This window comes from Streptomyces botrytidirepellens (genome assembly GCF_003721215.1).
Classification (GTDB): Bacteria; Actinomycetota; Actinomycetes; order Streptomycetales; family Streptomycetaceae; genus Streptomyces; species Streptomyces himastatinicus.
This window is the reverse complement of sequence record NZ_RIBZ01000160.1, coordinates 1-7,455: the sequence shown is the minus strand read 5'-3', so window position 1 is coordinate 7,455 and position 7,455 is coordinate 1. Positions and strand designations below refer to the sequence as shown.

The following is a 7,455-nucleotide window of genomic DNA, read 5'->3' as shown; positions in this document are numbered from 1 at the left end:
CGCGCCGGTGCGCGGGTCCCTGCCCGTGCCCGCCGAGCGGCCCGCGCCGCTCTCCCGGGAGGCCGTGTGACCTCCCCCGCGCTGCGGGCCGTGGCGGACGCGGCCCGTGCCGCCGCCCCCGTCTCCCTGCCCGAGGTGCAGGCGGACGCCGAGCTGCTGGCCCGCTTCGACCGCGGCTATCTGCTGCCCGCCGAGGTCTTCACGGAGTTCGCCGCCCGGCTGACCGCCTCCGGCTTCCGGGCGCTGACCATCGGCGGCCGCCGCTCCTTCCGGTACCACTCCGTCTATCTCGACACCCCCGGCCTGCGCTGCTTCCACGACCACCGGCAGGGGCGGCGGCTGCGGTTCAAGGTCCGCGAGCGGGTGTACGAGGACTCCGGGGAGCGGCAGTTCGAGGTCAAGCTCAAGGGCCGCCGCGGCGAGACGGTCAAGCACCGGCGGGAGCTGGCCGCGGGGGAGATCGCCGAGGGCCCCGCCGCCCGGGCCTTCCTGGGCGACGTGCTGCGCGACGCCTACGGCATCGAGGCCCCGGACGGGCTCCGTCCGTCCGCCATCACCGACTACCGGCGCACGACCTTCGTCGCCGCGGGGCAGCGGGTCACCTGCGATACGGGACTGGTCTGCCGCGACCCGCGAACGGGGGCCGCGTGGGCGGTCGACCGACGGCTGGTCGTCGTCGAGACCAAGTCGGCCGGTCATCTGACGGAGACCGACCGGCTGTTGCACCGGCTGGGCGTACGGGCGGCCGAGTTCACCAAGTACTGCGGCGCGCTGGCCGTGCTGCGGCCGGACCTGCCCGCCAACCAGTGGCGCCGAGCGGTCCGCACCGCCTTCGGCCGGAACCCGGGCCTGCCGCGGTCCGCGTGACGTACGGCCTCACCGCGCGATGCCGTCCCCCGGGGCGCCGAAACGGACGGTGATCCGCGCCCCCGAGGCGCCGTTCCCGGGGACGCCGTCTTCGGCGGGTGCGGCGGCCGGTGTCACGACCACCTCGCCGCCCGACTCCCGGGCCGTACGGCGCGCGATGTCCAGGCCGAGGCCGGTGGAGCCCGCGCCGCTGGTGCCGCGCCCGGTCATGTCGCCCGAGGGGAAGCCGGGCCCGTCGTCCTCCACGACCAGGACGCCGCCGCCCCCGCCGCCGCCGTCGTCGTCGGGCCGGACGGCGACCCGGAAGGCGGTGCCGTGCGGGGTGTGGTCGAAGACGTTGCCCAACAGCACGTCGAGCACGGCCGTCAGGTCCGTCTCGCCGACCCGTACCGGAACCGGCTGTTCGGGGATGTCCACGGCGACCGTACGGTCCTGGTCCTCCGCGAGCGGCAGCCAGAAGGCCGACCGTTCGCGGGCCAGCGCCGCCAGGTCCGCGGTCCGGTCCGGCTCCGCCGCCGGTGTGCCCCCGTCCTCCGCGCCCCCGCCGAGGGGGTGGCGTGCGGACTGGATGACCTCGTCGACGCTGCGCTCCAGGGCCGCCACGTCGGCGGCGATCCGCTCCGCCTCCCCCGCGTCGCGCAGCCCCTCCGCGTCCAGCCGCAGCACGGCGACGGGGGTGCGCAGCCGATGGGCGAGGTCGGCCGCGTTCTCGCGCTCGGCGGCGAGGAGTTCGTCGATGCGGGACGCCAGATGGTTCAGCTGCGCGGCCACCAGACGCAGTTCCGGCGGGCCCTCCGGCTCGGCCCGCGCGGTGAGGTCCCCGGCCGCCAGACGGTCGGCGACCGACGCCAGCCGCCGCGTCGACCCCACGAGCCGCGCGCCGAGCCGGTCCGCGACCAGCAGCCCCAGCAGGATGAGCCCCGCGCCGATCCCGGCGATGGCCAGCCAGGAGGCCAGTACGCCGTCGTAGAGCTGCCGCTGGTCCACCGCGACCTGGACGACCGCCGTGCCGCCCGAGCGCACCCCGGCCCCGGGGTCCGCGGTGATGCCCTGCACCGGCACCAGCGCGACCCGGCCGCCGCCCTCCGGCGCGTACAGGAACGCGCGCCCGTGCCGGGCCAGCCGTACGGCGTCCGTCACCGGTGCCCGGGCACCGAGCGAGCGCCCGTCCGGCAGGATCACCGAGGACCGCGGCAGACCGGGCCCGTTCACCCCGTCGAGCGCCGTGCGCACCTGATCCATCCCGTCCCGGGGGTCCGGGTGCGCGAGCGATCGGCCCACGACGGCGGCGAGCGACTGCGCCCGCTGGGTGGCGTCGGCGGTCGCCCGGTCCGCGGCATGACCGCGGGTCAGCAGCACCAGCGGCACCAGCAGGGCGGCCAGGACGAGCGCGGTGGTGGCTGCGGTGAGCCACAGCAACTGACGGCGCACGGCGGCTACTCCACCGGCGCGTCGCCGGGAGCGGCCAGCTTCACGCCCACCGTGCGCACCGTGTGCAGATAGCGCGGGCGCTGGGCCGTCTCGCCCAGCTTCCGGCGCAGCCAGGACAGATGGACGTCGACGGTCTTGTCCGCTCCGCCCAGCGGCTGCTGCCACACCTCCGCCAGCAGTTCGCGGCGGCTCACCACCTGCCCGGCCCGCCGCGCCAGATGACACAGCAGGTCGAACTCGCGCGGCGTCAGCTCCACGGCCTCGCCCTCCAGCGTCACCTCCCGCGCCGCGGGCGAGACGACCAGCCCGCCGACCCGGATCGACGGCTCGGGCTCCGGTGCGCCCAGCCGCCGCAGCACGGCCTTGACCCGGGCGTCCAGCTGGGCCGCGCCGAAGGGTTTGACGATGTAGTCGTCCGCGCCGCTGCCCAGCACGGCGACCATGTCGCGCTCCTCGTCCCGCGCCGTCGCGACGATCACCGGTACGTCGCTGACCGCGCGCAGCATGCGCAGCACCTGGGCCCCGTCCACGTCCGGCAGACCGAGGTCGAGCACCACGAGGTCGGGCCGGTGGGTGACGGCCGCGTCCAGCCCGGCCATGCCGGTGGCGGCCGTGGCCACGGCATGGCCGTGGTCGCGCAGCGCGCGCACCAGCGCGCCGCGCAGCTGGGGGTCGTCCTCGACCACGAGCAGGTGGGGCATACGGCCACGGTAACCACGGTGAAGTCGTATGAGGGTCGGCCGGTTGGGGGGTTTGTGCGGGTCTTAACCGGACGTTAAATGACGGTGCGGCAGGCTGGAACGCATGACATCGGCCCGCACCCGCACCAGCGACAGCACGAGCGACGACGGCGGCGAGGGTGCAGGCGCGCGGACGGGCGCCCCCTGGCGCAGTGCGACGGCCGCCCTGCTCTGGGTGTGCGTGCTCGCCGGGGCGGGCCTGCTCGGCGCGTGGGCCCTGACGCACGCCGGACCGGACGCCGACACCCATGTGTCGGCGCCCCTCGACGACGCCGGGGTACGGCACGAGCTGGCCCGGGAGCGGACCGCGGCCTCGCCCTCGCCGTCGCCGTCCCGGCCGGGCACGCCGAAGGGGCCGCCCGCGCGGCCGTCGGCGGAGGCGGAGACGGACGCCGTCGGCCGCGGCAGCGTGCACTTCGAAGGCGGCAGCGCGTCGGCCGAGTGCCGTCCCGATCCCGTCGAGGGCCATCTGATCTACCTGGTCAGCTGGAGCCCCGCCACCGGCTTCGGCGTCGAGGAGGTCGAACGCGGCCCCGGCCCGGTGGCCTCCGTCGAGATGGAGCCGGACTCGGGCGACGAGGACGACGAGGACGACATCACCACGGTGCTCACCTGCACGGACGCGGGCCGCCCGGTCGTGGCCCCGGACCAGGACGTGGACGACTGACAGGCGCGACCGAGGGGGACCGCAGACCGGTGGGGGCCCGACACTCTGCCGGGTCAGGCGGCCGAAGCCGTACACCTTGGCGGTGTGCGGCCGGTCCGGGGGCTCCGTACGCTGGGGGCTGCCCCAGACCCGCGAGCGATCAGAGGTAGCGAACGTGTCCGTGCAGCCCACGCACCCCAGCCCCGATCCCGCCGCCGGCGCCGCCGTCAAGGCTGCCGACCGCGCACACGTCTTCCATTCCTGGTCCGCGCAGGGGCTGATCGACCCGCTCGCGGTCGCGGGCGCCGACGGCTCGTACTTCTGGGACTACGACGGCAACCGGTACCTCGACTTCAGCTGTCAGCTGGTCAACACCAACATCGGCCACCAGCACCCCAAGGTCGTCGCCGCCATCCAGGAGCAGGCGGCGAAGATGTGCACGATCGCGCCCGGCTTCGCCGTGGACGCGCGGTCCGAGGCGGCGCGGCTGGTCGCCGAGCGCACCCCCGGCGACCTCGACAAGATCTTCTTCACCAACGGCGGCGCCGAGGCGGTCGAGAACGCGGTCCGCATGGCCCGGCTGCACACCGGCCGCTCCAAGGTGCTCTCCGCCTACCGCTCGTACCACGGCGCCACCGCCGCCGCGATCAACCTGACCGGTGACCCGCGCCGCTGGCCCTCCGACACCGCCTCGGCCGGTGTCGTCCACTTCTGGGCGCCGTTCCTCTACCGCTCGCCGTTCCACGCCGAGAACGAGGCGCAGGAGTGCGAGCGCGCGCTGCGCCACCTGGAAGACACCATCGCCTACGAGGGTCCGGCGGGCATCGCCGCGATCATCCTGGAGACCATCCCCGGCACCGCCGGGATCATGGTGCCGCCGCCCGGCTACCTGGCCGGGGTCCGGGAGATCTGCGACCGGTACGGGATCGTCTTCATCCTGGACGAGGTCATGGCGGGCTTCGGCCGCACCGGCCACTGGTTCGCGGCCGACCACTTCGGCGTCACCCCGGACCTCCTGACCTTCGCCAAGGGCGTCAACTCCGGCTATGTGCCGCTCGGCGGCGTCGCCATCTCGGCCGAGATCGCCGCCACCTTCGACCAGCGGCCCTACCCGGGCGGCCTCACCTACTCCGGCCACCCGCTGGCCTGCGCCTCCGCCGTCGCCACCATCAACGCGATGGCGGAGGAGGGCATCGTGGAGAACGCGGCCGCGATCGGCGAGAACGTGATCGGCCCGGCCCTGAAGGAGATCGCCGAGCGCCACCCTTCCGTCGGCGAGGTGCGCGGTCTGGGCGTCTTCTGGGCGCTCGATCTGGTCAAGAACAAGGAGACGCGCGAACCGCTCGTCCCGTACAACGCGAGCGGCCCCGCCAACCAGCCCATGGCCGACTTCGCGGCCGCCTGCAAGCGCGGCGGGCTGTGGCCGTTCGTGAACATGAACCGTACGCACGTGGTGCCGCCGTGCACGGTCACCGAGTCCGAGGCCAAGGAGGGTCTGGCGATCCTGGACGAGGCGCTGGGCGCGGCGGACGCCCACACCGTGTAGTCGCGCCCTCACCGAGGTGTCACGTCCTCTTCACGCCCCATAGCCACATATAGCCGTCCGGTGTAGACCACCACCTGACTCTGCGTACTTTGCGCAACGGCCCTCGCATATCGTGATGCGAGGGCCGTCCGCTTCCGGATGACATGACACGACGGCCGCGGAAGGAGACGGTCCTCGATGCCCGTGCCCGGCACCAGCCCGGTCAAGCGGAACACCCTGCGGCAGCAGATCGCCGACGCGCTGTGTGACGAGGTGCTCGCGGGCAGACTGCCGGCGGGGCGGCAGTTCACCGTCAAGGAGATGGCCGACCACTACGGCGTCTCCGCCACCCCGGTCCGCGAGGCCCTGCTCGACCTGTGCTCCCAGGGGCTGCTGGACGTCGAGGAACACCGTGGCTTCAAGGTCCACGAGTTCACCATCAAGGACTTCCGGCACATGGTCGACGCCCGCAGCATGGTCGTCGAGGGGCTGTTCCGGCACGCCGTCGAGCAGACGCTGAACACCATGAACCCGCAGTCCCTGGCCTCGGTGCGGCGCCGGGCCGAGGCTGCCGAGCGGGCCGCCCGCGGCGGCGACCTCGACATCCTCATCGGCTACGACCTGCGGTTCTGGCGCGAGATATGCGGGCTGGTCGGCAACCCCTACATCACCGACTTCCTCCAGCGGCTGCGGATGCAGACCTGGGTCTTCACCGTGCCCTATCTGCGCCGGGTCCCCGATCTGCGCGGCGAGCTGTGGGCGGGCCACTGCGAGTTGACCGCGGCCGTCACCCGCGGTGACCCCAAGACCTCCGAGCGGCTCATAGCGGCGTACAACGCGCACTTCCGTGCGCTGATCGAGCGGTTGGTGACCGACGCGCCCTGACGGCACCCCCTGGGGGGACAGCTGCCGTCAGCGCTCTTCGCGCCGCGTACCCGGGGCACTACGCTGAAGCGACCAGCGACCATACGGATACGAGAGTGAGATCGCGTGGCCTGTGACCTCTGGCTGGTCCCCCTTGTCGACGTGCTGTGCCACAGCCCCGACAATCCCTTCGCCGACGAGATCGCAACCTACGACAAGGCACTCGGAGAGGCCGGTCTGCCGCCGGTGCCCGTCCTCGGCTACATGCCGGGCCTGTCCGGGGACGTCGCCCCGGTAGCCGGATTCGACTACGACGCACTCCACTTCCTCCGCCGCGCCTACCTCCTCCAGCTGTGCGGGCTCGCGGTCACGCCGGTCGACGAACTCGGCGGGGACTACGAGCAGTTGCTGGAGATGTTCGAGCCCACGGCCAAGCAGTCGCACCTGGTGTGGCACTACGACCACGCGGGCGCCTACGTCCCCGTCGACTTCCCCGGCCCGCTCGCCAACGACGAACTCATGGAGGGCGGCGGCCCCCTGGGCTCCAGTCACGGGCTGNGAGGGCGGCGGCCCCCTGGGCTCCAGTCACGGGCTGCTGCGCGAACTGGAGGCGGTCGCCCCGGCGCTCGGCATCGACCCGTCCAACCCCCCGGCCGCCCCCACGCCCCCCACCCGGCCGACCAGCCTGGAGGAGCCGGCCGCGCCCGGGCCGTACGAGGACAGCCCGTTCGCCCGTGAACGCCATGTCTGGCTGGGGCTGCACGCGGCCGCGACCCGCAGCCTGAGCCAGGGATCGATGATCCTCTTCAGCTGACCCTTCAGCCGACCCCTGACCCCTGCCGCGCCCCGCGGGTCAGCGGGGCGGCTCGGGAGGACGCTGCCGCGGCATATTGGGCCGGGCGCTGCCCGGCGGCAGCGGAAAGCGGTGCGCGGGGCTCCCGCTGTCCGGGCGGGAGCCCTGGGCCACCAGCGACTGCGTGAACAGCGCATGGGTGAACAGCGGCGCCGACCCCGAGGCGAAGTCCACCATCCAGCCCGCCGTCTCCGTCCGCACCAGCTCCGACACGTCCTCGCAGAACCGCCGCAGCACCGCGAGGCACCGCTCCACGGCCTCGGACGCGGTGCCCTCGGTCGGGCCCAGCACCTCCCGGACGCTCTCCGACGCCCAGTCGAACTGGAGCGACTCCAGCCGCCGCTGCACCGCCTGCGCCGTGGCGACGTCCCGCATCCAGCCGGACGTCAGCCCGAAATACCGGTCGCAGCCCACGCACGCGACGGCCAGCAGCAGCGCCAGCGCGCCCCACCCGGCGCCGCCGCCCAGCGCCCCCGTCAGCTCCAGCAGCGGCAGCACGGCCCCGGCCACCGCCCCCACCGCGGCCCCG

7 protein-coding genes and 1 pseudogene are annotated in these 7,455 nt (G+C 74.0%); 5 read left to right on the top strand and 3 right to left on the bottom strand.

All coding sequences use genetic code 11. The features are described from left to right. Positions 1-66: 66 nt before the first annotated feature. On the top strand, positions 67-867 hold the full coding sequence (locus EEJ42_RS12130; protein WP_123099954.1) for a polyphosphate polymerase domain-containing protein: 801 nt from the start codon (positions 67-69) through the stop codon (positions 865-867). Positions 868-876: 9 nt separating this feature from the next. On the opposite strand, the gene EEJ42_RS12125 is transcribed toward EEJ42_RS12130, so the two are convergent. Together EEJ42_RS12125 and EEJ42_RS12120 are read right to left on the bottom strand one after the other, a co-directional pair. Then, the gene (locus EEJ42_RS12125; protein ID WP_123099953.1) at positions 877-2,298 is read right to left on the bottom strand and encodes a sensor histidine kinase; all 1,422 of its coding nucleotides are present in this window, start codon (positions 2,296-2,298) and stop codon (positions 877-879) included. Between the two features lie 5 nt (positions 2,299-2,303). Next, positions 2,304-2,999, bottom strand: a complete 696-nt coding sequence (locus tag EEJ42_RS12120) for a response regulator transcription factor (RefSeq protein ID WP_123099952.1) — start codon at positions 2,997-2,999, stop codon at positions 2,304-2,306. Positions 3,000-3,102: 103 nt separating this feature from the next. On the opposite strand from EEJ42_RS12120, the gene EEJ42_RS12115 reads away from it, so the two are divergent. The 4 genes and pseudogenes from EEJ42_RS12115 (at position 3,103) to EEJ42_RS12100 (ending at position 6,887) form a co-directional block, all read left to right on the top strand. Continuing rightward, positions 3,103-3,705, top strand: a complete 603-nt coding sequence (locus tag EEJ42_RS12115; protein WP_123099951.1) for a hypothetical protein — start codon at positions 3,103-3,105, stop codon at positions 3,703-3,705. 154 nt (positions 3,706-3,859) lie between these two features. Next, the gene (locus EEJ42_RS12110; RefSeq protein WP_123099950.1) at positions 3,860-5,230 is read left to right on the top strand and encodes an aspartate aminotransferase family protein; all 1,371 of its coding nucleotides are present in this window, start codon (positions 3,860-3,862) and stop codon (positions 5,228-5,230) included. 177 nt (positions 5,231-5,407) lie between these two features. Continuing rightward, positions 5,408-6,094 carry a GntR family transcriptional regulator gene (locus EEJ42_RS12105; RefSeq protein WP_184503047.1) on the top strand — a complete coding sequence of 229 codons (687 nt, stop codon included), beginning with the start codon at positions 5,408-5,410 and terminating at the stop codon, positions 6,092-6,094. 105 nt (positions 6,095-6,199) lie between these two features. Beyond that, positions 6,200-6,887, top strand: a pseudogene (locus EEJ42_RS12100) (hypothetical protein). Positions 6,888-6,926: 39 nt separating this feature from the next. Here the strand turns inward: EEJ42_RS12100 and EEJ42_RS12095 are convergent. Then, positions 6,927-7,455 (bottom strand): SLATT domain-containing protein (locus EEJ42_RS12095; protein ID WP_123099949.1); only part of this gene is annotated, 529 nt, incomplete at its 5' end.

Bases quoted from the DNA above. Each gene is read 5' to 3' on its own strand.
- EEJ42_RS12105 (WP_184503047.1), top strand. From the start codon at position 5,408: ATGCCCGTGCCCGGCACCAGCCCGGTCAAGCGGAACACCCTGCGGCAG.
- EEJ42_RS12120 (WP_123099952.1), bottom strand. From the start codon at position 2,999: ATGCCCCACCTGCTCGTGGTCGAGGACGACCCCCAGCTGCGCGGCGCG.
- EEJ42_RS12115 (WP_123099951.1), top strand. From the start codon at position 3,103: ATGACATCGGCCCGCACCCGCACCAGCGACAGCACGAGCGACGACGGC.